We start from the raw sequence: 22763 nt of genomic DNA, 5'->3' as shown, positions 1-22763 counted from the left end.
AAAAAATTTTAAGGCATCAAATTTAGACATAAGATACCCCACACAAAAGTGTCGAGGTTCTCAGTAGGAAACTGCAAAACGTAAGCTAGTAATTTGACAACCTAAAAATGTGCTTGTCAGGGCTGGGGAAAGGTTTTTAATTCCTTTCCTCTTTTACCCTTACCCTTAAAAGAGCCAAGTCCATGAGAGCGAACTACTAGCACCTGCCGGGATTTTTAGTTAAGTTGGAAACAGCCTTCAATTACGTTTTTCTGGAATTACCGCATAAGCATCAATTTCAAACAACATACCGTCAAGTGCAAGTCTAGGAACGGGAATAAGAGTATTTGCTGGTGGTTTATACCCCCACAAATTACTAATTTCACGTCCTAATGGGATCAATTTACTTTGGTTGTAATCCGCTATAAGAATAGTAGTTTTTGCTACATCTTGTGGTTGTGCGCCAACTGCTTGTAGGGCAAAACGGAGGTTTTTAAAAGCCTGTATTAACTGCTGTTCAAAGTCGTCGGAGACAAGATTACCTTGTAAATCCGAACCAAATTGACCAGAAATATAGACGGTTCTCGTTCTTGATGGTGTAACAGCTATATGACTATAGCCATTTCGCGTTGCATCATATAACGTTGGTGGGTTCACCAATTTCAACTCTTTGTCGTTTTGAGCGCTCACTTCCTTTTGTGTTCCCACCATCAAGGCGGTAGTTACTCCGCTACCTCCAAGCCACAAAAGTGCATTTCGTCGAGATAAGTTTGCCACTAGTGAATTTACAGCACTGGTAATACGTCTAGTCATTAAAGCTCCTTAAATATGAGTTATATATTTTTGCTCATACTTAGTTCTATTATCTATCCATTAGAGTAAAAAAGCACTATTAAATAAAGCTACTTATGGGCAATCACGTAATTGCAACACCTCAATCGGGGTTAGTTGGTTTAGCTTCCTTCCAATATGGAGATAGGGCAAACCGAAATCTTAGCAATTATCAGAAGAGATAATTCCGAACTCAGTTTTTTATACAAGAGGCATTGGGTTAATCTGCACAAAAATCTCTGCGATCGCTTACAAACAGCAATGGACTATGCTATTTCTTGCGGCGACTTGGTTAACGCCATGCGATCGCAGAACTTTTCGGTCTACTGAATGTGCTTACGAATTGGTATTACTACCCCCGAATACCATTCACATAAGCGGCAGTCAAAGAGTGCTGGGGTGCTGTAAAAATCTGCTCGACTGTACCATACTCAATTAATCGTCCTACTTCTTGCTGTACCCAGAACAGGGCAGCGTAATCGCCAATTCGTCTAGCTTGAGCGAGGTTGTGGGTAACAATTACCACTGTGTAACGTCCTCGCAGACTGGCAATTAAATCCTCAACTACGCCGCTAGAAATCGGATCGAGGGCGCTACAGGGTTCATCAAATAGTAAGACTTCTGGTTGCAGAACCAAAGCACGGGCAATACATAATCGCTGTTTTTGTCCGCCAGACAGAGATAAGGCAGAGGTATGAAGTCGATCCTTGACTTCTTTCCACAGTCCGACATCTTGGAGCGTGGTTTCAATCAGCCAATCAAGTTTTTCGCGGTTTTTGATCCCGTGTTCTTGTAGGGGAAATGCCAGATTCTTCCAAATTGAGAAGGGGAAAGGATTGGGCTTTTGAAAGATTGTACCCACACGCCGACGTAGTGCGATCGCATCTACACGCTCATTGAGAATTTCTAAAGAATTTAACCGAATGCTTCCCGCAACTTTGGTGTGAGGTATCAAATCAGTCAGGCGATTCAGACAACTCAAAAAACTGCTTTTGCCACAGCCAGAAGGCCCCACCAGTGCAGTAATCTTACCTGCCTGAATCGGCATGGTTATCTCTGTAAAAGCAGCTTTTTTCCCATAATATAAACTCAGTCGCTCGGTTTGCATTGAAGGCAGAGATAACCGAGAATTTTGTGATAATTGAGATTCCTTCATCAAGATGTAATTCTCCGAGCTAACCAAAATCGAGCTGTCCATGTTGCTATACCATTCACCAGCAACAATAAAATCAACAGCACTAAGGCAGAAGCGTAGGCGTTAGCATCCCCGCCAGCCACATTCATTGATAAATCGAAAATGTGAATCGATAGCGATCGCCCAGAATCTAGTAATGACTCTGGCATTCGATCTACATAACCACTGGTAAAAATCAGTGCGGCTGTCTCTGCGATCGCCCTGCCAATCCCCAGCACTAAACCCACAACTAACCCAGGTGTCGCTGCTGGTAATAGCAGTTTCCATAATGTGGTGGTGCGTGATAATCCCAAAGCGGCTGCCCCTAATCGATAATCAGCCGGAACAGCCCGAAATCCTGCTTCTGCGGAACGAATCAGGATTGGCAACACCATACAAGCCAAAGTCAACCCACCGGACAAAATCGAAAAGCCTAATCCCAACTTAATCGAGAAAAAGGCATTGCCAAACAAGCCAAAAACAATAGATGGTACTCCTGCCAACACATCCAAACTACGACGCACCAAACGCCCAAACACACTTTCAGTGGTTGTAAACTCGGCTAATAGCACGGCAGTAGAAATACCAAGGGGGAGAGAAACCGCCATACAAACCCCTAAAATCAGACAAGTAGAAATCAGAATCGGCGCAATTCCCCCCTCACGCCCTGCATTTCGAGGTTCAGTTGTCAAGAATTCCCAGGAAAGTTGCCCCATGCCGTGCCAGACGATATCGCCTAAAATCCAGCAAAAAACGGCGGTGACAAATAGAGCGATCGCCCAGAGGACAAGGGTAGGTAATGGGATCGATTTTTTACCCATAAATGTTTCTCCGGCTAATACATTCGGTAACGGCTATCAATAAGGCGATCGCTACCATCAGCAATAAGCCACTAACAAACAGTGCTGAACGGTGATTCCCTGTGGCGTAAGCCATCTCTAAAGCGATATTGGCAGTGAGGGTGCGAACGGGGTCAAATAAGCTGGTAGGTGTTTGTACTACATTGCCACAAACCATCAACACTGCCATCGTTTCTCCAATGGCGCGTCCTGTTCCTAAAATCAAACCAGTAAATAAACCAGATTTAGCAGCAGGTAAAACAACGCTTCTGATTGTTGCCCAGCGAGAAATTCCCAAGGCTGCTGCACCCTGTAGATACTCAGGCGGGACTTCAGAAAAACTGGCTTCTGCTGTTAAGGCGATCGTTGGCAGAATCATTAATGTCAAAATGGCGATTCCCGCTAGAAGGCTGGTTCCTGGCGGTTGGAGTTTGCCAATCAGTGGCACAAGGACGACCAAACCCCAGAAACCGTAAACTACAGAAGGAATGCCTGCGAGTAACTCAATTAACTGCCGATAAAATCTAGCAATGAAAGGAGGTGCATAATATTGACAAAATATCGCCGAGCCAATTCCTAAAGGTGTAGCAAACAGTACAGAACCGAGTGTCACCAAAAGACTTCCCCACAACATCGGCATCAGGTTATAGAATCCTTGAACTGGATGCCAAGACGGATCGTTGACAAAACGCAACCATCCTACCTGTCGCAGTATCGGCAATGCTTCAAGTAATAAAAATGCAGTAATTAAGATAACAATAATACCTGTGACAAGACTGAATAGCCGTAATATCCACACTAAAACGATATCACTTTGAGATGGGGACAAAATCCTGTTTTTTAACAATGTCATGGACTTGTGGCGACTGTGCAAACTCGATAAATGCTCGATCTAATCCTTGTGGTTGAATTTTGGTAACTAAATTCAGAGGACGGGAAAGAGGAAACGTCCCATTCTGCACATTCTCTGTGGTGCCAGCGACTCCATCCAAAGGTAATAACTTGATGGGAACGCTGTTGTTAATACTAAATTCAGCAGTACCAATTGATACATAACCAATGGCGTTAGGATTACCCGCTACCGTCTTAATGCCCTGCTGGTTGTCCCCAATGACAACCGATGCTTTGATATCGCTATTCTTGAGTTTAAAGTAGCCAAGAAACAATTCGAGGGTAGAACGTCCTTCAGCTTTATTGACAATCGTAATCGGTGCATTTTTGCCGCTAACCTGTTGCCAGTTAGTAATCTTACCCGTGTAGATATCGATAACCTGTTGATTTGACAGGGATTTTACTGAATTTTCTTTATGCAAAATAATGCCAATTCCATCGCGGGCAATTGAAAAAGCTTGTAGGTCTTTTTCTTCCTCTTTGAGGCTACGAGATGCCATACCAATATTAGCAACGGCTGTACGAGCATCGGCAATACCACGAGATGAACCTCCTGTTTGCACATCCACTCGCACATCAGGATGCTCTGATTCAAATCGCTTACCAATTTCTGCTGCCAACGGTGCTACTGTACTAGAGCCTGTTAAAACTAACTTTCCCTGTAATTGATTGGTTGGTTGAGTAGCTGTTTTTGAAGGTTGCGTACAAGATGATAATCCTAAGCAAATTGTGAAACCAATAGGAATCAATGCTAAGGTTTTGAGTTTTTTCATCGAAAAATTGCTTCTAAATTTTTATTCAAAAGAAAGCAGACAACAGCCTAAATCAATTGCCTTACCAGTGTTGACTTGTCGAATCGTCGGCACAAAATGGTAAAGTACTGCCTTGCCATCTCGTGTGGCCTCCACAAAACCTGCTTTCCGCAAAATTTTTAAATGGTGGGATAACAAACTCTGCTCTAGCTTCAAAACAGCATTCAGTTCTCCGACGTGTTTAGGGCCTTCCATGAGAATTTGGAGAACAGATAGACGAGTGGTATCTGCTAAGATTTTGAGTTGCCGGGCGCAAACATCTGGAGACGATAAGGTTTTAGGGTTCATCATTCACCATTAATATGATTTGAATGAATGGCTATTGATATGAAAATTTTTTCAAGTCTATATCATACTTCTTTCCTTCTCCAGAGCGCTAGAAGTTGTGGATCTGACTTTTCCTGTTAAGTCTCTCTAGCAAGGTGGCATCCCTCACTCTTGTCATGCAGTTTTATCTTTTCTCCATCGAGGTTGCACCATCAAACTTTTTTTGCGCTATCATGATAACGATTCTCATTCTTTTTAAGCATGGTCAGTTCCCTAACTCAGTCCCAGGAAAACTTGAGCCAGCACGAGTGCGAAAAGCTCATGCGGATTCGTCACACCTGCGCCCATATAATGGCGATGGCAGTGCAAAAGCTATTTCCAAGGACTAAAGTAGCAACTGGCCCCATCACAGAAAACGAGTTTTACTACGACTTCGATTGTCCAGTCAGCATCACTCCCGATGACTTGGACAAAATCGAGGCAAAGATGCAGCGAATAATCAAAGCAAACTTACCTATCATCCGCGAAGAGGTACAACGAGACAAAATTCGCGCCGACAGAAGTTTTACAAAAAGCGATTCTGGCGAGAATTCCACTCCACCCTATGGAGACGAGGAAATAAAAAGTGATTAGTAGGGCTTTTAAAAACTAACTACTAGCAATTACTAATTACTACTAAAAATTTTGAAATTTGCAGAGAGTTGAATTGATTATGACTCAATTACCAGCACCAACTTCAAACCCAAGTCTTGATATTCCTAAACAAGGAATGCCTGTTACTATTATCACAGGATTTTTAGGCAGTGGTAAAACTACACTGCTAAATCAAATTCTCAAAAACAAACAAGATTTAAAAGTTGCCGTACTTGTAAATGAGTTTGGTGATATTAACATAGACAGCCAATTGCTAATTTCTATAGACCAAGATATGGTCGAACTGACTAATGGCTGTATTTGTTGTACCATCAATGATAATTTAGTTGATGCAGTTTATCGAGTTTTAGAACGAGAAGACCGCATTGATTATCTAGTCATTGAAACGACTGGTGTTGCTGACCCTTTGCCAATTATATTAACTTTTTTGGGAACAGAATTAAGGGATATAACAAATCTCGACTCGATTATAACTGTAGTAGATTCTGAAACGTTTAATAAAGATCATTTTGAGAGCGAAGCTGCTTTAAAACAGATTACCTATGGAGATATTATTCTTCTGAATAAAACAGACCTCGTTACTCCAGAAAAACTAGAAACTGTAGAAAATTTTATCCATGATATGAAAAATGGTGCGAAAATTCTGCACACAAAACATGGAGAAGTGTCGTTACCGTTAATTCTAGATGTGGGTTTAACTCCAACAGATGAGTATACCGCTAATAATGCGGAAGGTTCTCACGAGAATGAACACCATCATCATGACCATAATCATGAACATCATCATCATCAACATCACTCTCATCATTTAGAAAATGATGGATTTGTTTCGATTTCTTTCCAAACTGATAGACCATTTGATGTCCAGAGATTTGAGAATTTTCTTACTGAAGAAATGCCAAAGGATGTATTTCGAGCTAAGGGGATTTTGTGGTTTAGTGATAGTGAATTGCGCCATATTTTTCAGATGAGTGGGCTTCGCTATAGCTTACATGCTGATGAATGGCAAACTCCGCCTAAAAATCAAGCAGTTTTTATTGGTAGAAAGCTGGATATTGGCCAAATTTACTCACAACTTAACAAATGTTTGGCTTAATTAATTAAATGTTAATTAATCACAGAACTTATTTAGTGGTCGTTAGCTGACGGGGCGCTTGTCGCCCCGTCAGATTACTCGATTTTTACAGTTTTCTGGATCAGAGTTTGGATAGCAACAAAAAATACTTAATACTCCATAAATATGAACTGTCTGTAGCATCTGCTGGCTAGGCGCTGGTTTACAATTTCCGGCAGGCGATCGCAATAACTTAGGACTTACGCATTGACAAGAAATACCAAATATGGAAAAGGTTAAAAACCATATCTTTTGTAAGGGCACAGCATTGCTGTGCCCCTATAGCATGGTCTATTTACGATCGCTCCTGTCGGAACCATAAAAGACTACTGTTTTAAAGCTGATAATGATTTTTAACTTTTAATTGGGATTAGTATACTTAAAAACAACGGCTAACATATCAATACAGCGATAATGATTGATTTTGAACCTTGGGACAGGTTGTTGCGTCAGTATGTTGATGAACAGGGTCGTGTAGACTATATTGCTTGGAAAACGGAGCAACCTCAAGCGGTAGCAGATTGGTTATCTAGTCAAAAAAATCTGGCTTTTAAATCCAATTACAACACTTTTGAGCAATTGGCATTGTGGATCAACCTTTACAATGCGTTCACCATTTCGACAATTTTGGAGAGATACCCAATAAAGTCGATTCGTCCGAAAATTTTAGGGATTCCCAACTGGCTAGCTTTTTTGTGGTTCTTCCAACGTCGCTGTTATTATATCTTTCGGGAAAGTTACAGTTTAGCTGAAATTGAGAACTCTATTCTGCGGGATAAATTGCAGGAGCCACGAATTCATTTTGCGATTGTCTGTGCTTCGGTTGGTTGTCCCTTACTTCGTTCGGGAGCTTACTTTCCTGAGCAGGTGAGTCAACAGTTAGATGAAGATGCGCGTCGTTTCATAAATAATCCTGAAAAAGTCCGTTATGACATGGATAGCAAAACGCTTTACTGTAATCAAATCTTCAAATGGTATCGTCAGGATTTTTTAAAGGTTGCGCCCTCCATTCCCGAATACATTCGCTGCTACTTGAAAACAGATTATCCCCTTAGTGCCTCAACGCGGATATCCTATCTTCACTATGACTGGAGCCTAAATCAGCGAATATCTTGATAAAACTGTTTGAGATAATTTGCATCAACACCAATTCCCCACAAAAACCCAATGTAAAGGTAAATTGCAGTTGCTTTGGAGCTACCCCATTTGGCTACGCGGCGATCTGAAGAGTGAACAATACGGTTCACCTGATAAATACGTCCTTTTTTAACTAATCTCAAACATAAATCTCCATCCTCCATAATCGGCAATGCCTCATTAAATCCGTCGCAATCCCAAAAATCAGCCCGACGGCAGAACATTACCTGATCTCCAAACAACAGACGCAATCCTCGAAAAAACAGGTGAGGTTTAAATAGTAGTGGTGCGTAATAGGTTTTTAGATAGTTATGTAGAGAGATACCCCAGCGAGTCGTTTGAGATCCACTCATCAGAGAAATGAACCCTCCACAGGCAATGGTTGGCTTTGCTAGGGTTTGCTCTATTACGCTGATTAGGTCATCCGGTACCCAAGTGTCTGCATGAAGAAAGCAAAGAATATCTCCAGTTGCAACCGATGCACCGTAATTCATCTGAATAGAACGCCCACGCCGCTCACATGAGAGAACTTGTACACATAGCAACTGATTGAATGATCCAAAGTCTTGCTTTGCAACTGCCACTGTCTCATCTTCGCTACCACCATCTACCACTATCACTTCAAAAGCAGGCGGATTAAGTAAAGTCAGTTGGCGCAATGTACGTCCTAAGCTCACTGCTTCGTTTAATGTAGGAATGACAATCGAAACTTGAGACATGCAGCTTAAGTAGTTTTATTGTTGTTTTTATTCTACTTGCTTGATGTTATTAGGCTTTAGTCCCAAGAAAAATCTGGTATTTACCACTCCTGAGCATGGTAAGTAGCTTTTAGCAATTTTCCCCACATTGCATTATAAGGATGTACAAGTTGTGTCGGATGCTCGTCTTTAAAGATGAGCCTCCCTTCATTTGCCCACTGAAAAATCCCACCGCTTAAGTTATAAATGCACTTCATTCCAGCTTTATCAAGCTGTTGGGCTAATTTTGCGCTCCGATAGCCGATGGAACAGTACACAACAATTGGTCTATCTTTTGCAACTGTTGAAAGTACTGCTAAGTCAGGTGTAATAGCGTCTATATGCGTTGCTGTTTTGATATGGCTCACCGCATACTCTGTCTGACTTCGTGCATCTAGCACTAATGGCTGTGACTTTCTAGAGTTTAATAACCAGTGAGCAAATTCTTCAGTCGTAATCTCCTGAATAGCCGGAAACTTAAACCGGATAAGGAGTTTGAGGAAGTTTAGTGCAAGTCCTTTCACTGGCTAATTCAGAGATGATTACAGCAATTTTACTCTTCAATTTTCTCAAGAGCATCGAATTTATGAGCAGCTTCTTTTCCAGTTTTGTCGCTTTTCACTAGATACTGTGGATTATCCTTTGAAGCAGCAACATGATGTCCACTGATATCTATGGGTGAAGTTAATTTTTTTTCAACTTTGCCAGTAGTTTCACCCTGTGCCGTATTCCACTTAACCTTATCGCCTTTCTTTAATTCTTCTGTCACGAGTTTTTCTTTTGGCTATTTTATACCTGTTTATTATGGTGGGGTCGCCCAGAAAAATTAATCAGCCGAACGATAGAAAAAGGGTTATGGGGAGCTACTTTTTCTTGTTATCTTTTTGGCAAAGCGATCGCTTACTAAGTTTCTGTTGGTTCAGCCGATTTCATTCTTGCTTCACCAACCTCTGCTTTCGCTTCTGCGATGATATCTTCCCAAGTTTCACCTAATTCTGCCAAAGCTTCTTTATTTCTTTCATAAAAACGGATTCCACTTTTTACAGCCGCTTTAGCTATTGGCCTGCCAACACCACCTATAACTGGAAGTAACACGGGTATAAGAACTATTCCTATAATCCCTGTAACTCCCAACCCTTCAGCTAATTCTTCAAGATCGGGTAAAAGTTTTACTGACATATTATTTCTACCTCCCTTGTCTAACTCACTTCATTCTATATTCCATCTTCTCGTTAAATTTCTCTATCAAAACCCTAATTAATTTATCGTAACGATAATAATCAATCCCGCATATCTTCATCATCCAGCACTACAATCCGCAGTTGACTTAAATCAACGCAGACAAAAAAATAGCACATCCTACCTAAAGGATGGCTATTTGTAGAAATTGTCTAATCGTAATATTAGTTAGCAAATTAAATAGGACTTACGCAAGAACTCTCTGAAATTCTTATTTCTCCGTGCCCTCTGCGTCCTCTGTGGTTCGTTTTTTCATGATTTTGCGTAAGTCCTGTTAAATACACGCTAAACTCCCAACTTTAGAAGGGAATATCATCTGGATCTGGTTCTTCCTCTTTCACTGTTGGATAAGCGGTTCGCTCATAATTTGTGGGTTGGGGTATGGGTTCGTAACTTGTCGCTGGGGGAGTAACGCCAACAGGATTTGTCGCTGGGGTAGGCGCTGGACGTGGTGACTCGTAAGTGGGAACGTCTTTCTGTGCAGGACGAGATGCTGAAGATGGTTGTCGTGGAGCAGTTTCAGTAAATGATGGAGTTGCGGTTGCTGAGGGCAATGGATCAGTATTAAAACTACCTCCAACAGATTGAATTTGTTGCACTGTCAATTCAGCGCGTTTTTCTTTAAAACCTTCTTGGCGCTCAACAGTACTCATACCTAAACGTCCTACCAGAATGACGCGATCGCCTTGGTGATAGTTTTGCTGAATTTCTGTGGCTAAATTCCCCCAGCCGACAACTTTCAGGGTGGCTGGTGGATCTTCTGGTTTCTGGGAATTGGGAAACTGCACCAGCATTTCTGTAACTCCCAGATTATCCGCCGTATAACGGAGTTGCGGCTCGTTAATAATTTCCGCCATCAAAACGCAGCTGTTCATTAAAATTACTCCTGACTGCAAAAAGTACTGATTCAAAAAGAGGGGGTTTTTCTATGTAGTGCCAATTAATATCTAGATATGTTTAATTGTTTGCATTTTTTAATAATGGCTGAGTTTTTAGTCCTTTCTAGCATAAAAGCCAAGCGATCGCTTTGAACAGCATTGAGTATGCCGCTCGCCACCCTCGCTTGACTAAATGAGCATTTAATTCTGCATGGAGTAGTATAATTGTACCATCAACTCATTAAATAGAAAAAATTCTTGGCAAAAATTAAGTCTTGACGTGAGATGGAAAAACACCGAAGGCAATCAACCTTGCTGGTAGGTCGCGCAAAATGGGTAAGCGCAAAAACGCAGGTGGTACAAAGGTGCGATTTGAGGTGAGAACTGGGGCAAATACCCGCTTTTGGATAAAAGTTTGAAACGCCTGAATGATGCGTGTGGGCAACTCGCGTTGACGTTGTACTTTTGCTAGGTCGCTCAGTTGTACTTGTCGGTTCTTGAGCGGTTTGCTGAGTACATTCGCCGCAACTACTGCATCTTGAATCGCGTAGTTAATGCCAACTCCACCGACAGGAGACATTATATGAGCGGCATCACCGATGAGTAGCAGTCTCGGACGATACCAGCGTTTGACGCGGCTGGACTCGACTGAGAGAAAAGCTATTTGTGACCAATCATGTAAATTTTGGATGCGTTGGTGAAATTCTGGCACCACTTCGACAACAGATTTTTTTAATTCTTCCAAACCCGCAGCCCGTAGTTGTTGATAGCCTCCCTTAGGGATGACATAAGCAAGTTGCCACTCATCACCACGGTCAAGCATAGCGATGATTTTACCTTGGCCAAACCGCCCCATTCCCCCCTCTGGGTCTTCTGGCTGCCGGGGCAGGCGAAACCAGAGGATATCCATTGGCGGCGAGGTTTCGATTGACTCAAACTCACCGAGATGGCGTAAACGTGAGTGGCGACCATCTGCACCCACTGTCAGTATTGCCCGGATTTCGTGCCAACCACCGCCTCCCCGATAGCGGACACCTTGAATCACGCCATTTTCGGCAATTAAGTCCTGCACGTTTGCACCCATTACCAGATGGAAACTAGGATATTTTTGTGCTTCTTGGGTGATGAACTCCAGGAATTTTACCTGGGGAAGCATCGTAATGTAGGGATAATGGGTTTTCAGATGACTAAAATCTGCCAATGTGACAGTATCTTGAGGAGTTTTAAACCTAATTTGGCGCATTTTGGCATGGGGGAGTTCTAGCAAGCGATCGCTAAGTCCTAATTCCTCCATAATTTCCATCACCGACGGATGAATCGTATCGCCGCGAAAGTCGCGATCGAAGTCTTTGTGTGCTTCCAGCAGCATCACAGAAATGCCTTGACGCGCTAACAACAGTGCCAATACTGCTCCTGCCGGGCCCCCACCCACAATGCAACAATCTGTGGTTTGTACGTCTACAATGTCATGGATAGGGTTAATACTTGGGTCTTGGGAAAGATTTTTAGGTATATCGGTAGTCATAACAACACCTCCTGACAGCCCTAAAATTCAGGGTAGTTTGCTTTTGATGCTGCAAGCTGTTTTTTTAACTTTTCGTATTTACATAGAACCTGTACTATGATGGGCGCTAAAGTGTCATTGGTCATTTGTCATTTGTCCAAATCCAATGTCCAATGCCCCATCCCCAATGCTCAATGACAATAACTAATCGTGGCGCAAGTTGTTTTAGAAAACGTTTATAAAAGTTTTTCCCCACGTAAAGGGGAAAGTATGACAGGGCAAACTCAATCCCCACTCAAGTCTGGGGAGAAAACTGATGCAGCGCAAGAACGTGCGGGAAGTGTCAACGTCTTGCGGCGGATTAACCTGACGATCGCAGATGGCGAATTTATGGTGCTGGTGGGGCCTTCCGGTTGTGGTAAAAGCACTCTGCTGCGGTTAATCGCTGGGTTAGAAGTGATGACTGGCGGCAATATCTGGATAGGCGATCGCTTGATCAATGACCTACCACCCAAGGAACGCGACATAGCAATGGTGTTTCAAAATTACGCCCTCTATCCCCACATGACGGTGTATGACAACATCGCCTTTGGATTGCGCCGCCGTTTTACGGGAAGAGGGGAAGCAGGAGGAGAAATTACTTCCTCATCTCCATATCTTCGGACATGGGCAGAAAATCTTTTTGTGGGGACGACAAGAAAGTTACCTAAAGGACTGCGCTACATTTCTGACAAAGAACGGTCAGTGGATCAGCAGGTGCGTAGTGTTGCCCAACTGTTGCAAATCGAAACATTGCTGAATCGCTTACCCAAACAGCTATCTGGGGGACAAAGGCAACGAGTTGCATTGGGACGAGCGATCGCACGTGACCCCCAAGTGTTTTTAATGGATGAACCGCTTTCTAACTTAGATGCCAAACTACGGGCGGAAACCCGCGCTCAAATTGTCAAATTGCAGCGCCAATTGGGGACAACGACAATTTACGTCACCCACGATCAAACAGAAGCGATGACAATGGGCGATCGCATTGCGATTATGTCTGAGGGTAAAATTCAGCAAGTTGCTTCTCCCTTAGAACTTTACAACCGTCCTGCCAATCTTTTCGTAGCAGAGTTCATTGGTTCACCACCGATGAATTTTATTCCTGTGGAATTTCATGCCCCTCTATTGATTACTCATTCCCAGTTGCGTTTCACGCTTCCAGAAGTCTGGGGAAAAGCCCTACAAAAATATGATCGGAAAACTCTAATTTTAGGCATTCGCCCAGAACATTTGAACTTGAGTATGCCTGCGACCAAAAATCTCCCAGTGCAAGTAGATTTGGTAGAAAATCTCGGCAACGATTCCTTTCTCGCTGTTAAGATTGCCGAACCGGGATCTCAACCTACTACTACAGCCAATTCCTTACAAGTGCGAATACCACCAGACCGATTTGTAAAAGCAGGTGAGCAATTATGGTTATCTCTCACTCCAGAGAAAATTCACTTTTTTGACCCGGAAACTGAGTTAGCAATATTTCCCTAAGACTATCCGGGTCTAATTGGTAGAATACGCACTTTGGATTGGTTTTATCAACAGTAACCAATCTCTCAAAGATAATTAGGTAAAGCAATAGGGGAAAAATGTTCCGGAAGCGGCTCGGTTTCTTCTATAAAAACCCATTCGGAAGGCTCAATTGCCTCTCTAAGTATTACCTTTTGAATGAGGTGAGTGGCACCAATATCTCTTAAAAACTCAGGAAAGTTACTAGTTATATAAGTACTTCCTGGATTATTTCGCATTTGATTGTAAGCTTCAAAGAAAGGATCTACAGCTTGGGCTATATAACCACACACATATAGTTCATAAGCGTAGTAATACTTCAAAGTAGATATTTGATTTTGTTGTAATAGTTCTTGTTTGTCTAACAACTGCTTGAAAAGCTCTAAAGCAATCAAGGAAATATTTCTACCGTGATCTCCTTTCATGATTAAATCGCTAGCAAAGTTAAGTTGCATTGATGCCAATGACTTTGTACCAGCAAATTTTGGTGCAGCTTTTTTGAACAATTCAATTGCTTCAGTATCACGTTTAGCGTCAATCATACCTCTTAAATATTCACCTATTTCCTTAGCATCTGTAGAGGCTTCTATTCTTCTGTTGATTTCCTCAATTTCTTGAGTGGTAGTTTGACCTACTCGCTCTTTAAGCACTAGCGATGAAGTCAATATAAGTGGAATAAACTCATCATTATTTCGAGATTTATAAGCTATTTCTAACCATTGTTTAGCTTCATCATATAAATTAAAACGATTTTTGATAATAAATGCAGAAAAATATACCATTGACCTTACATATGTAGGGTCAATTTCAAGTGCTAATCGGTAAAGAGCTTCTGCTAAGGGAATTTTATGGAATTCTTCAGCATTAAGTGCTAAGTTATGAACCCTCCAAGCGACATTACCAAGTGCTTGTCGATTCTTGATGGCAAATCTATAGGCATTAGTAGCTGCAATCACACAGTTTTTAGCATCACTAGCCTTTCTAGCTTCTTCTGATTGATTATATAGTTCGACAAACTTTTGCTCAGCATCAACTACGATAACATTGTCTACATGAGGTTCTCGTTCCTCCAAACAAAAGAACGGATCTTGAGCTAGTAGTTTTGCTAATTCCTCAGGAATAATTAAATGCTCACTTTCCAAAAGATTAGCTCTTTTAAGTCTTTCAAGTCGAAATTTAAGTAATTCGTATGTATCAACAGAAGGCTTACCTTTAGAATAAGAATCACGACAATACCCTTCTGCTTCTAATAAAAATTCAAACTCTTGAGAATCTTTATTTAACTCTGCTTTCTTCAAACAAATTTCACTAAATTCACGAAATAAATATTCTATTAAACGTCTTTTGACAATCCGACGCTTTTCATCACTATCTAGAACAGAATGTTGTCTTTTAGATTTTATAATTTCTCGTGTTAAAACAGGACGGATAAGGTTAATACAAGCTTTAACAGTTCTTGGAAATTTGTGACGAATCGCAGTAGCAAAATAACTTGTTGATTTAGAAATCGTCTCAAGTGCCTCAAGCGCCGAGGGATAGAGTTCTGTATTTTCTACATTAGAATGTTTAAATTGAAGTGATTTATCAATAAAATCCTTGAGGCTGTTTTCATCAAGTGGTGGCAATTCTATTGTATGTTGAATATATTTTTCACCAGTCCATCTAGGACCTCTTTCATCTTTGACATCTTCAAACCGTTTTCCCAAAGCATTAGTAAGTCTGGCTTGGTCAATAGCTAAGAATATAAATAAATTTTTGACCGAACTTAAACGTTGAGTTGCCTCTATTAAATCGCCAATATATTCTAGTGAACAACGGTCAAGATCATCAATCATGAGCACTAGTTTTTTCTTGTCTCCCTCAGCACCACCATTGAGGATGTTTTCAATCAATACTCCTAAATCTGACAAGACGGCCACTTTAGCAGCTAATTCTTCTAAGAAGCCATACATTCCCATAGCTTCATCTCTAACTTTAGGAAAGGTTTGCTGCATGAATTGTGTATACCAATCCTCAGCTGGTGAAGAAGATGAATCTCTTGTCTCTCCACGTAAGGTTCTTAAAATTCGCAAGGTTAATGTGGTAGCTGCATCACCAACTGATTGATAAGTTGAAGCGATATACCAAGAAATATAAATTGTTTGATTCTCTTGCTTTTTAAGTCTACTTTCGACTATCTTCAAGAAGCTTGTTTTACCCGAACCCCAAGGCCCATGAATTGCAAATACCAAGGGATCTTCAGAATTTAAAATCGTGTCAGAAATCATGGCAGCATCTAAGTCGATATCTGTTTCTTGCCAGATTAAATCTCCTTCAGAATCGACTGGTGCATCACTTAGAAGAATGGGACCGATATACATACTTGTTCTGATTCATTCTCTGTAAATTGTGATTAATACTTAACACCTGATTATTTATCTACTATATTCTTGAATAGTGATTATTAAAGATGGTAAAATTTATTTATAAAATCTATACTTTTCAAATATACTTTTAAGATTATTACTTTTTAAGCTAACTAATTTTTATGAGCAACTTGCACTTAAAGGGATAGATAATCTACCTTCCCTTTGAGCTACCTTAATGGCTTGCCAATCAGCAATACACCGAAATCCTACTGTTTTGAAAAGTCCTTTTGCTGCTGGAAGTGCTTGTTTAATAGAAATGCTTTCCAGTTTGGTAATATATGTACCACCACATAATCTAATTTCTCCAGCATTATCTTCAGCAAACTCAGCAACGTTACCAATAATGCCACACATACCGCTTGGATTCGTATTACCCTTATAGCAATCTGCTTCTTCTATAACAGACATCGGGCTTAACGGATTACGTCCACTTTCGAGGGTATTACAAGAATTTTGTCGAACTTGATTGCCCCATGTGTAACGTTGATATTTGTCAGGTATGCCTGAAAGAGCCGCTTGTTGCCATTCTTCAACTAGAGGTAAACGCCTACCCGTCCAATGGGCAAACTCTCTAGCTTGTTCTATCGATACACGAGTTACAGGATAGTTATCAAAGTCTTCTGAAGAGTTTTCTTTGAAATGGGGATTACTTAATTGCACATTAAATTCTTGATAAGCAGCATAAGTGACTGGATATTTGTCAATATAAAAATTACCTTCGGGAATGTATACCATTTCACAGAAAATCTTTTCTAATTTCCAGCAAATTTTTTGAGGGGGAGGTTCCAGCCCTAATCGACTATCACCATTAAGTAAAAGAACTGGAATTGCCCAAGCTGGAAACCTAACAGTTTGATCTTTCAAGGTGTTTCCTAAAGACTCTTGCGCAGTATCAATTTCAAATACCTTCCCTGTGTCACTTAAAGTAGGAGGTTTCAGCAAACGAATTACCTGTTCTTCTACGCCTCTTTGCTTTGATCTAGTTGTCAATGGATCAAGTGCTTTACGTCCCGCTTGAAGGGCATCATCTACTGTGGTGTGATTTGCTATCTGCTTATAAAATGCTTGCGCAAACAAGAGTGCCTCTGGAATACGTAGATTTGCTTGCATCGCTACTACAGCAGGAATGCCGCTATCAAGCAATGCTTGAGCAGTGCCTAAAGCTGAGAAGCAGTTTGTTATACTGCTTTGACAAGCAGTAAGCACAACTAACTGTGGTGAAATTTTTGCCTCTTTAAACCACTCTGCGAAATCAAGTGCAGATACTCTCTCACTTTTATCTTGATAATGGGAACTCTCAAGATGTAAATAGGCATTCAATCCTACTTCTGCTGAGGATTCAGCTTCTCCATGTCCTAAAAAGTGAAAAATATGAAATCCTTCTTTAAGCTTTTCCTTAAGAGTTAAACGATTAGCTTTAGGAAGTAGCACTAAATCTAACCATGTAGATTCTCCTATCGCTTTTGCAATCTTTTTTAAATGTTCTTCGCCATCGAATTGAGTTAAAACTTTGGGTTCAGCATAAGCTAATAACACTCGTAAGGAAGAATCATTTTTCTGGGGAGAATTACTTTTAAAAGTTGTTCGGCGGGCAATAGAAATGCGTGGATCTCTACCTAACCATTTTTGACCGTCGTGTAACAATTCCCAAGGAAGACTTATTGCTGGCTCAGGGCGTTTTTTAGTAGATGAAAATTTCAACAGCAAGCGTATACATACTTGGTTGTCTAGCTGATTAGCACATTTTTCGTTATAATACTTGCTGAGCCTCTGACCGATTTCATTAGGATTCTCTTTAGAGCCAAAAAGACACTCATAAAGTGCTCGTCCTAATTCGATATCGCTTACAAATTGTTTGTGTAATGGATTATCAATCACATGAGTTTCTGATTCTTCATCACTATCTGGTCCACTGATAAGCTTAACTCTCAGAGCTTCTGATGATGAGCCAAGGGTTTCTAACTCTAAGTGAAAGGTAGATATGTCTTCAGCTTGCTTCATATAAATACCTTTAGCTTGACTTCCCTACTCTTTTATATAAATGGATGTATCAAGCTCAGTATAAGTCACATCACTTGCCTGTAAGATTTGCGGTAAATCTTCTTCGATAAAAGCTTGCCTTAGCCTTTCTCTTTCAAAGTTTGAGAGCTTTTCCAATTCAAACTTTGCTCTTTCCAATTCAAGCTTTGCTTTTTCAACATCTAGTTCTTCTAACCTCAGTTCTTTTTCTTTCAAGAACTTATATAAGTCTACAACTGCAACAGCCAAGCCAATGACTGCAATTACTATCTCTCCAACTGCTAAATCTCCTCCCACATTCACCTGAATATCTTTATAACTTTCAACCTCTTGTGTGTCAATTTGCTGAAATTTTACTTTAAAGGTTTCATATAAAATTTTCTCGACATTTTCAACATTTTTTGAATTTTTAACTTCAAATTCAACTTTTAAGTAGGTCTTCATACTGTTTACAAAGTATTTGGTTAAGGAAGAATGACTTATTACTGAAACGGTGTTTATGTATGACAAGCCGAAAGTCCATCTACAAAAAATATGAAACTTTTTCGCTTGCTCGTGAATCCAGTTATGTGTTATGTATGTATAGCAATCGCCAGTACAGTTAGGACGTAGACTAGAAAAAGTGTTGCGTTCTGAAATTAGGACTGATTAACAATGGCAAACCCTTACAGTTACGATTTCCGCCGGAAGGTAATTGAAGCCATTGAATTGAACGGGCTAAAAAAAAGCGAAGCAAGTGAACTGTTCAACATCAGTCGAAACACAATTAATTTGTGGCTGAAACGCTTTGCAGAAACCGGAGATTTCCAGGCCAAGCACAATCAGTCCCCTGGACATAATCAGAAAATCACCAACTGGGAGAAATTTCGAGCTTTTGTGAAAGTACACGGGGATAAGACTCAAGACCAGATGGCACAATTATGGGAAGACGAGATTAGTGCGCGTACTATCTCCCGTGGGTTAGAGAAAATCGGATTCACGCGAAAAAAAAAGACCTATGGTTATCAAGAACGAGACGAGTACAAACGAAGTTCGTTTATTGCTCAGATAGCCAAGCTTGAAAAAATATGGTTGTCTATGTTGATGAGTCTGGCATGGATCGAGACGATTATGGCTATGGCTGGAATCAGAAAGGAGAGCGCTTCTATGCTCTCAAGTCTGGGCGGCGTCAAGGGCGGGTGAATATGATTGCCGCACTGTGTAATCAGAAGTTGATGGCTCCTTTCATTATTGAAGGTTCTTGTAATCGAGATGTGTTTCAAACCTGGCTAAAAACTTGCTTAATCCCTGTACTCAAACTTTTGTCAGGTTGTGACGATGGACAATGCTACCTTTCATAAAGGTGGATGTATTGAACAATTGATTCGAGATGCTGGCTGTGAAGTTTTGTATTTGCCACCTTATTCCGCAGACCTCAGCCGAATTGAGAAATCCTAGTCTTGGCTGAAAAGTCGAATTCGCAAACAAATCCAGCAGTTTAATTCTCTTCGAGAAACGATGGAATCTGTCTTGCGTTTAGCGTCCTAACTCATCTGGCTATTGCTATAAATAATTCTAACTAATTAAATCAGAGAAAACTGGTTAAATTTCAATAATATTTACAATTCATAATTTCTATTAACCTTATCTATTGAACTATCTTTATAATAAAATTATCAAAGTAGTCAATTTTACAACTTCAGATCAATCCGACTACTGTTAGGAGATTTAAGATACATAGTCCTTTTATCAAGAAGAGCAATACTTTATAAGTAGAGCAAGGTAAAAAAAGTTCTTAGAATCTACTTGCCACACGAACCAAACTAGCCCTGGCTGCTATAAGTAAGGGCTGGTCTGATGAGCAGATTGCTTCCCTATTAACCCAAGTTGCGGGTAATAAAATACAAATGAGGATATGGGAAATGTAGGCACAGTAAATAAGCGGTTGTACGAAATACAACTACCACGAAAGTGCAATCATGAATATTCAGTTTAGTTGAAGAGAAAGTGGCATTTGTAACTTAGTCAATAAAAGCTTGTTGCAGAGTGTAGGCAAAAATAAAAGCTTGTAAATTCAGTAAAAACCCTTCATGTGTTACTGCATGAATCGATTTTTGGAAACAACTCGTAACTCCGCTAAATACGGTTTAAATGTAGTGACAAATAGACTATTTAATGTATTGAGTTCATGGTGCATCTTGACGTTTAGAGTTACTTTTTCGCATGACTTACATCGAGATTTGACTAGTTTCAATTAATTCATCTTCCACAGTGTAATCAAGATAGGCATAATCGGCATAAACCTGAGTCCCAGGTGGTAAATTCAAAGGTAAAGCACTCAATCCCCGTATATCTGTCGCACTGGCTAGCATGAACACAAATTCCACTGGAATACCTGTTTTGGTAGTTAATAACTCATTGTCTGTTTGGAGGGATTTTTTTTCTCTACCCCTATGTCATCCCTCTTCCAGAGTAACTAGCAACTTGAGTTATTAAGTAGCGATCGCACTCTTGTATCTCACAGAACGATTATCATTTTACCAACTTGTAGAACTGCTAAAAGATAGCGCAGATGTTTCCACCAAATGCAGATTGTGGCGTTCCCAAAAACTCAAAATTTGTTCGCCAACCTGTTGAGGATAGAAGTAGTGAAAAAAATGATATCCTTGTGAGCATTCCCAGAGCTTATCTTCTGGCTTCAACCAATTCAACCAGTCATGCAATGCAGGTGGATTGACTACCGGATCACTCTTGCTACCACATACCATCATTGGCATAGAAACTCCACCTTTGGGTAAATAAACCAACTTAAATAAAGAGTGGGACGAGGGAGATTGTTCTAAATCTTTATCTAAGGCAGCTACTAACTTCTTAGTAGTATGAACTGGTTGATTTCCAAAAAGACTGCGAACGCTGCTTGCTAAAACTAGCTCACGGCTGATGCTAAAAAGTTGTCGTTGAAAGTAATAGTGAGCCTGCCAATTGTTTGCAGGTTGAGCAGCTACAGCCAGCAGAGTTAGCGATCGCACTTTTTGGGGAAATCGCCGCGCAAAGGTTAAGGCGATCGCACCACCCATCCCATGACCGGCTAAATGTACGGGGCGATCGCACCATTCTAAAAACTCATATAGCAAATCCACAGCTTGATCTATGGAACTGGCTTCATCTTTGGTTTGCTGGTATTCCCACTGGGCGATTTTCATATACCCAGATAAATATTGAAGTAATGGTTTATCAAAACGCTGTAAAGCAGCGCTGGAACTTAACCACAGAACATCAAATGAATCAGACATAAATAACCTATAACTTCTAAATTATCAATTTCAGTAGGAGCGCACAGCTAGCTGTACGCCTTTAATCTCTACAAACCAAACTCTGTCTTCAACTGAGCAACCCAAGTTTTAATTCGCTCATCTGTTAAATCAGATTGACTACCTTCATCAAGTGCCAATCCGACAAACTTGCCATTTTTCAAAGCTCTGGAATTTTCAAAGTCATATCCCTCAGTTGGCCAGTAGCCAACTGTTTTACCGCCTCGCTGAGAAATTTTTTCTTCTAGAATTCCCATTGCATCCTGGAAATTATCGGCATAGCCATATTGATCGCCATCACCAAAATAGGCAACCAGCTTACCATTAAAATCTATTTCATCTAGCTCGGAGAAAAAGCCTTCCCAATCGCTCTGAAGTTGACCAATATCCCAAGTGGGAGAGCCAATAATCAGCAAGTCATACTCATCAAAAGTGGTAGTATCCGCCTCGTAAATGGGATGTAATGTTACAACATCACCACCAAACTCATCCTGAATTTTTTCGGCATCAGATTCAGTGTTGCCAGTTTGAGTACCGTAGAATAGACCGATTTTTTTTGACATATTCTCACCTGATATATAGTTTTGCAATTCTCCTTCCCTGCGTGACGCTGCACGAACGGAGATGCTACGCGAACGCAATAATTTACGCAAGGATACTTATTTACCTTGCTTGTTGAAATTTATCATGAGCTTAATGAATATCTATCTCAATAAGCTTAAAGATATCGTACCAGACTTATTGAAATTTTTTATCATTTAATTTGATTTAAGTTTTGTAAAGTATTTCAGGAAACAAACAAATTGAAGAAAAAGCTATACTTGTACAATAAAAAGTACAAGTTGTGTCCAGATGAAAGTTATCTCTTTTAGCGAGGCGAGAAATAACCTGAAGACGGTTTTAGATCGGGTGGCGGAAGATGCCGACTATACGATCATCACGAGACGGGATGCGGATGATGCGGTGGTGATGTCGCTAGAGTTTTTTAATAGTCTGATGGAGACTGTGCATTTGCTGAAGTCTCCGACAAATGCAGCCCATTTGGAACGTTCTATTGCTCAATTTAAGCAGGGGGAAGTGGTGGAGCGAGATTTGCTCAATGACTAGAATGCTGGCATGGACGGATGAGGCTTGGGCTGATTATCTTTACTGGCAAGGGCAAGACAAGAAGACACTCAAAAGAATCAATAAACTGATTCAGGAGACGATGCGGATGCCTTTTGAGGGTATAGGTAAGCCAGAACCTCTACGGGAAAATTTAGCTGGCTTTTGTTCGCGGCGAATTGATGATGCAAACCGTTTGGTTTATGCGGTGGAGGATGCCTATCTAACAATTATTTCTTGTCTATACCATTATTAAAATAATTCGTAATTGCTAATGACGTTGCGCTAACGTAATTCGTAATTAAAAAATTCAATTACGAATTACGAATTACGAATTACGAATT

At 40.6% G+C, this 22763-nt stretch carries 25 protein-coding genes and 1 pseudogene; 8 read left to right on the top strand and 18 right to left on the bottom strand.

Annotation, left to right across the window (positions count from 1 at the left end; all coding sequences use genetic code 11):
- Window positions 1-237: 237 nt before the first annotated feature.
- Entirely contained in the window at window positions 238-792 is a 555-nt protein-coding gene (locus tag ACEYW6_RS21005) for a RidA family protein (RefSeq protein ID WP_412981265.1), read from the bottom strand.
- A 156-nt stretch (window positions 793-948) separates the two neighbouring features.
- Between ACEYW6_RS21005 and ACEYW6_RS21000 the strand changes: the two genes are divergently transcribed.
- The gene (locus tag ACEYW6_RS21000; protein ID WP_412981264.1) at window positions 949-1140 is read left to right on the top strand and encodes a hypothetical protein; all 192 of its coding nucleotides are present in this window, start codon (window positions 949-951) and stop codon (window positions 1138-1140) included.
- Window positions 1141-1162: 22 nt separating this feature from the next.
- On the opposite strand, the gene ACEYW6_RS20995 is transcribed toward ACEYW6_RS21000, so the two are convergent.
- Genes ACEYW6_RS20995 through ACEYW6_RS20975 form a run of 5 tightly spaced genes read right to left on the bottom strand, consistent with a single transcriptional unit; the run spans window position 1163 to window position 4817 of the window.
- Entirely contained in the window at window positions 1163-1966 is an 804-nt protein-coding gene (locus tag ACEYW6_RS20995; protein ID WP_412981263.1) for a phosphate ABC transporter ATP-binding protein, read from the bottom strand.
- Window positions 1966-2805, bottom strand: coding sequence for a phosphate ABC transporter permease PstA (gene pstA / locus ACEYW6_RS20990; protein WP_190899684.1), 840 nt, complete (start codon window positions 2803-2805; stop codon window positions 1966-1968). The genes ACEYW6_RS20995 and pstA overlap by 1 nt, the downstream gene beginning before the upstream one ends.
- Window positions 2798-3652 carry a phosphate ABC transporter permease subunit PstC gene (gene pstC, locus ACEYW6_RS20985; protein WP_412981262.1) on the bottom strand — a complete coding sequence of 285 codons (855 nt, stop codon included), beginning with the start codon at window positions 3650-3652 and terminating at the stop codon, window positions 2798-2800. The genes pstA and pstC overlap by 8 nt, the downstream gene beginning before the upstream one ends.
- The gene (locus ACEYW6_RS20980) at window positions 3633-4487 is read right to left on the bottom strand and encodes a phosphate ABC transporter substrate-binding protein (protein ID WP_412981261.1); all 855 of its coding nucleotides are present in this window, start codon (window positions 4485-4487) and stop codon (window positions 3633-3635) included. The genes pstC and ACEYW6_RS20980 overlap by 20 nt, the downstream gene beginning before the upstream one ends.
- Before the next feature lie 21 nt (window positions 4488-4508).
- Window positions 4509-4817, bottom strand: a complete 309-nt coding sequence (locus ACEYW6_RS20975) for an ArsR/SmtB family transcription factor (protein WP_196510903.1) — start codon at window positions 4815-4817, stop codon at window positions 4509-4511.
- Between the two features lie 237 nt (window positions 4818-5054).
- Here ACEYW6_RS20975 and ACEYW6_RS20970 point away from each other — a divergent pair, with 237 nt between their 5' ends.
- The 3 genes from ACEYW6_RS20970 to ACEYW6_RS20960 all read left to right on the top strand — a co-directional run bounded on the left by ACEYW6_RS20970 (window position 5055) and on the right by ACEYW6_RS20960 (window position 7677).
- Entirely contained in the window at window positions 5055-5426 is a 372-nt protein-coding gene (locus tag ACEYW6_RS20970) for a hypothetical protein (RefSeq protein ID WP_412981260.1), read from the top strand.
- A gap of 79 nt (window positions 5427-5505) precedes the next feature.
- Window positions 5506-6543 carry a CobW family GTP-binding protein gene (locus tag ACEYW6_RS20965; protein ID WP_412981259.1) on the top strand — a complete coding sequence of 346 codons (1038 nt, stop codon included), beginning with the start codon at window positions 5506-5508 and terminating at the stop codon, window positions 6541-6543.
- A gap of 432 nt (window positions 6544-6975) precedes the next feature.
- Window positions 6976-7677 (top strand): DUF547 domain-containing protein, encoded by a 702-nt coding sequence (locus ACEYW6_RS20960; RefSeq protein ID WP_190899676.1) that lies wholly within the window; start codon window positions 6976-6978, stop codon window positions 7675-7677.
- On the opposite strand, the gene ACEYW6_RS20955 is transcribed toward ACEYW6_RS20960, so the two are convergent.
- The 6 genes from ACEYW6_RS20955 to ACEYW6_RS20930 all read right to left on the bottom strand — a co-directional run bounded on the left by ACEYW6_RS20955 (window position 7662) and on the right by ACEYW6_RS20930 (window position 12077).
- Window positions 7662-8417: a TIGR04283 family arsenosugar biosynthesis glycosyltransferase gene (locus ACEYW6_RS20955; protein ID WP_190899674.1), complete on the bottom strand. Its 756-nt coding sequence runs from the start codon at window positions 8415-8417 to the stop codon at window positions 7662-7664. The genes ACEYW6_RS20960 and ACEYW6_RS20955 overlap by 16 nt on opposite strands.
- 80 nt (window positions 8418-8497) lie before the next feature.
- Complete coding sequence (locus tag ACEYW6_RS20950) at window positions 8498-8959, bottom strand: rhodanese-like domain-containing protein (RefSeq protein ID WP_412981258.1); 462 nt, start codon at window positions 8957-8959, stop codon at window positions 8498-8500.
- A gap of 29 nt (window positions 8960-8988) precedes the next feature.
- Window positions 8989-9204: a DUF2945 domain-containing protein gene (locus ACEYW6_RS20945; protein ID WP_190899670.1), complete on the bottom strand. Its 216-nt coding sequence runs from the start codon at window positions 9202-9204 to the stop codon at window positions 8989-8991.
- A gap of 134 nt (window positions 9205-9338) precedes the next feature.
- Window positions 9339-9614 carry a DUF5132 domain-containing protein gene (locus tag ACEYW6_RS20940; protein ID WP_196510897.1) on the bottom strand — a complete coding sequence of 92 codons (276 nt, stop codon included), beginning with the start codon at window positions 9612-9614 and terminating at the stop codon, window positions 9339-9341.
- A 359-nt stretch (window positions 9615-9973) separates the two neighbouring features.
- Window positions 9974-10549, bottom strand: a complete 576-nt coding sequence (locus ACEYW6_RS20935) for a single-stranded DNA-binding protein (protein WP_412981257.1) — start codon at window positions 10547-10549, stop codon at window positions 9974-9976.
- A 271-nt stretch (window positions 10550-10820) separates the two neighbouring features.
- Window positions 10821-12077 carry an FAD-dependent oxidoreductase gene (locus tag ACEYW6_RS20930; RefSeq protein WP_412981256.1) on the bottom strand — a complete coding sequence of 419 codons (1257 nt, stop codon included), beginning with the start codon at window positions 12075-12077 and terminating at the stop codon, window positions 10821-10823.
- Window positions 12078-12266: 189 nt separating this feature from the next.
- On the opposite strand from ACEYW6_RS20930, the gene ACEYW6_RS20925 reads away from it, so the two are divergent.
- Window positions 12267-13580 (top strand): ABC transporter ATP-binding protein, encoded by a 1314-nt coding sequence (locus ACEYW6_RS20925; protein WP_412981255.1) that lies wholly within the window; start codon window positions 12267-12269, stop codon window positions 13578-13580.
- A 65-nt stretch (window positions 13581-13645) separates the two neighbouring features.
- On the opposite strand, the gene ACEYW6_RS20920 is transcribed toward ACEYW6_RS20925, so the two are convergent.
- The 3 genes from ACEYW6_RS20920 to ACEYW6_RS20910 all read right to left on the bottom strand — a co-directional run bounded on the left by ACEYW6_RS20920 (window position 13646) and on the right by ACEYW6_RS20910 (window position 18469).
- Window positions 13646-15958, bottom strand: a complete 2313-nt coding sequence (locus tag ACEYW6_RS20920) for a P-loop NTPase fold protein (protein WP_412981254.1) — start codon at window positions 15956-15958, stop codon at window positions 13646-13648.
- 165 nt (window positions 15959-16123) lie between these two features.
- Window positions 16124-18007: a CHAT domain-containing protein gene (locus ACEYW6_RS20915; protein ID WP_412981253.1), complete on the bottom strand. Its 1884-nt coding sequence runs from the start codon at window positions 18005-18007 to the stop codon at window positions 16124-16126.
- Between the two features lie 24 nt (window positions 18008-18031).
- Window positions 18032-18469 (bottom strand): hypothetical protein, encoded by a 438-nt coding sequence (locus tag ACEYW6_RS20910; RefSeq protein ID WP_412981252.1) that lies wholly within the window; start codon window positions 18467-18469, stop codon window positions 18032-18034.
- A 210-nt stretch (window positions 18470-18679) separates the two neighbouring features.
- On the opposite strand from ACEYW6_RS20910, the pseudogene ACEYW6_RS20905 reads away from it, so the two are divergent.
- A pseudogene (locus ACEYW6_RS20905) lies at window positions 18680-19552 on the top strand (IS630 family transposase).
- Between the two features lie 680 nt (window positions 19553-20232).
- On the opposite strand, the gene ACEYW6_RS20900 reads toward ACEYW6_RS20905, so the two are convergent.
- The 3 genes from ACEYW6_RS20900 to fldA all read right to left on the bottom strand — a co-directional run bounded on the left by ACEYW6_RS20900 (window position 20233) and on the right by fldA (window position 21878).
- Window positions 20233-20376, bottom strand: a complete 144-nt coding sequence (locus tag ACEYW6_RS20900) for a hypothetical protein (protein ID WP_412981251.1) — start codon at window positions 20374-20376, stop codon at window positions 20233-20235.
- Between the two features lie 165 nt (window positions 20377-20541).
- Window positions 20542-21297 (bottom strand): alpha/beta fold hydrolase, encoded by a 756-nt coding sequence (locus tag ACEYW6_RS20895; RefSeq protein ID WP_412981250.1) that lies wholly within the window; start codon window positions 21295-21297, stop codon window positions 20542-20544.
- Window positions 21298-21365: 68 nt separating this feature from the next.
- On the bottom strand, window positions 21366-21878 hold the full coding sequence (gene fldA, locus ACEYW6_RS20890) for a flavodoxin FldA (protein ID WP_412981249.1): 513 nt from the start codon (window positions 21876-21878) through the stop codon (window positions 21366-21368).
- Between the two features lie 289 nt (window positions 21879-22167).
- Here fldA and ACEYW6_RS20885 point away from each other — a divergent pair, with 289 nt between their 5' ends.
- Both ACEYW6_RS20885 and ACEYW6_RS20880 read left to right on the top strand, forming a co-directional pair.
- Window positions 22168-22422 (top strand): type II toxin-antitoxin system Phd/YefM family antitoxin, encoded by a 255-nt coding sequence (locus tag ACEYW6_RS20885; protein ID WP_412981248.1) that lies wholly within the window; start codon window positions 22168-22170, stop codon window positions 22420-22422.
- Window positions 22415-22675 carry a Txe/YoeB family addiction module toxin gene (locus ACEYW6_RS20880; RefSeq protein WP_412981247.1) on the top strand — a complete coding sequence of 87 codons (261 nt, stop codon included), beginning with the start codon at window positions 22415-22417 and terminating at the stop codon, window positions 22673-22675. Before ACEYW6_RS20885 ends, ACEYW6_RS20880 begins: the two co-directional genes overlap by 8 nt.
- The last annotated feature ends 88 nt before the right edge of the window (window positions 22676-22763 follow it).

The sequence above is a fragment of the Nostoc sp. UIC 10607 genome (genome assembly GCF_047228265.1).
In the GTDB taxonomy this organism is placed as follows: domain Bacteria; phylum Cyanobacteriota; class Cyanobacteriia; order Cyanobacteriales; family Nostocaceae; genus Nostoc; species Nostoc foliaceum_A.
The sequence above is the reverse complement of the archived record's forward strand: the minus strand, read 5'-3'. Positions and strand labels throughout refer to the sequence as shown.

What these genes read in the sequence shown, in the direction of transcription:
- ACEYW6_RS20970 (WP_412981260.1), top strand. Translation starts at nt 5,055, where the DNA reads ATGGTCAGTTCCCTAACTCAGTCCCAGGAAAACTTGAGCCAGCACGAG.
- ACEYW6_RS20935 (WP_412981257.1), bottom strand. Translation starts at nt 10,549, where the DNA reads ATGAACAGCTGCGTTTTGATGGCGGAAATTATTAACGAGCCGCAACTC.
- ACEYW6_RS20880 (WP_412981247.1), top strand. Translation starts at nt 22,415, where the DNA reads ATGACTAGAATGCTGGCATGGACGGATGAGGCTTGGGCTGATTATCTT.
- ACEYW6_RS20895 (WP_412981250.1), bottom strand. Translation starts at nt 21,297, where the DNA reads ATGTCTGATTCATTTGATGTTCTGTGGTTAAGTTCCAGCGCTGCTTTA.
- ACEYW6_RS21005 (WP_412981265.1), bottom strand. Translation starts at nt 792, where the DNA reads ATGACTAGACGTATTACCAGTGCTGTAAATTCACTAGTGGCAAACTTA.
- ACEYW6_RS20920 (WP_412981254.1), bottom strand. Translation starts at nt 15,958, where the DNA reads ATGTATATCGGTCCCATTCTTCTAAGTGATGCACCAGTCGATTCTGAA.
- ACEYW6_RS20995 (WP_412981263.1), bottom strand. Translation starts at nt 1,966, where the DNA reads ATGAAGGAATCTCAATTATCACAAAATTCTCGGTTATCTCTGCCTTCA.
- ACEYW6_RS20960 (WP_190899676.1), top strand. Translation starts at nt 6,976, where the DNA reads ATGATTGATTTTGAACCTTGGGACAGGTTGTTGCGTCAGTATGTTGAT.
- ACEYW6_RS20900 (WP_412981251.1), bottom strand. Translation starts at nt 20,376, where the DNA reads ATGCTAGCCAGTGCGACAGATATACGGGGATTGAGTGCTTTACCTTTG.
- fldA (WP_412981249.1), bottom strand. Translation starts at nt 21,878, where the DNA reads ATGTCAAAAAAAATCGGTCTATTCTACGGTACTCAAACTGGCAACACT.
- ACEYW6_RS20975 (WP_196510903.1), bottom strand. Translation starts at nt 4,817, where the DNA reads ATGATGAACCCTAAAACCTTATCGTCTCCAGATGTTTGCGCCCGGCAA.
- ACEYW6_RS20965 (WP_412981259.1), top strand. Translation starts at nt 5,506, where the DNA reads ATGACTCAATTACCAGCACCAACTTCAAACCCAAGTCTTGATATTCCT.
- ACEYW6_RS21000 (WP_412981264.1), top strand. Translation starts at nt 949, where the DNA reads ATGGAGATAGGGCAAACCGAAATCTTAGCAATTATCAGAAGAGATAAT.
- ACEYW6_RS20955 (WP_190899674.1), bottom strand. Translation starts at nt 8,417, where the DNA reads ATGTCTCAAGTTTCGATTGTCATTCCTACATTAAACGAAGCAGTGAGC.
- pstA (WP_190899684.1), bottom strand. Translation starts at nt 2,805, where the DNA reads ATGGGTAAAAAATCGATCCCATTACCTACCCTTGTCCTCTGGGCGATC.
- ACEYW6_RS20930 (WP_412981256.1), bottom strand. Translation starts at nt 12,077, where the DNA reads ATGACTACCGATATACCTAAAAATCTTTCCCAAGACCCAAGTATTAAC.
- ACEYW6_RS20910 (WP_412981252.1), bottom strand. Translation starts at nt 18,469, where the DNA reads ATGAAGACCTACTTAAAAGTTGAATTTGAAGTTAAAAATTCAAAAAAT.
- ACEYW6_RS20885 (WP_412981248.1), top strand. Translation starts at nt 22,168, where the DNA reads ATGAAAGTTATCTCTTTTAGCGAGGCGAGAAATAACCTGAAGACGGTT.
- ACEYW6_RS20915 (WP_412981253.1), bottom strand. Translation starts at nt 18,007, where the DNA reads ATGAAGCAAGCTGAAGACATATCTACCTTTCACTTAGAGTTAGAAACC.
- ACEYW6_RS20940 (WP_196510897.1), bottom strand. Translation starts at nt 9,614, where the DNA reads ATGTCAGTAAAACTTTTACCCGATCTTGAAGAATTAGCTGAAGGGTTG.
- ACEYW6_RS20980 (WP_412981261.1), bottom strand. Translation starts at nt 4,487, where the DNA reads ATGAAAAAACTCAAAACCTTAGCATTGATTCCTATTGGTTTCACAATT.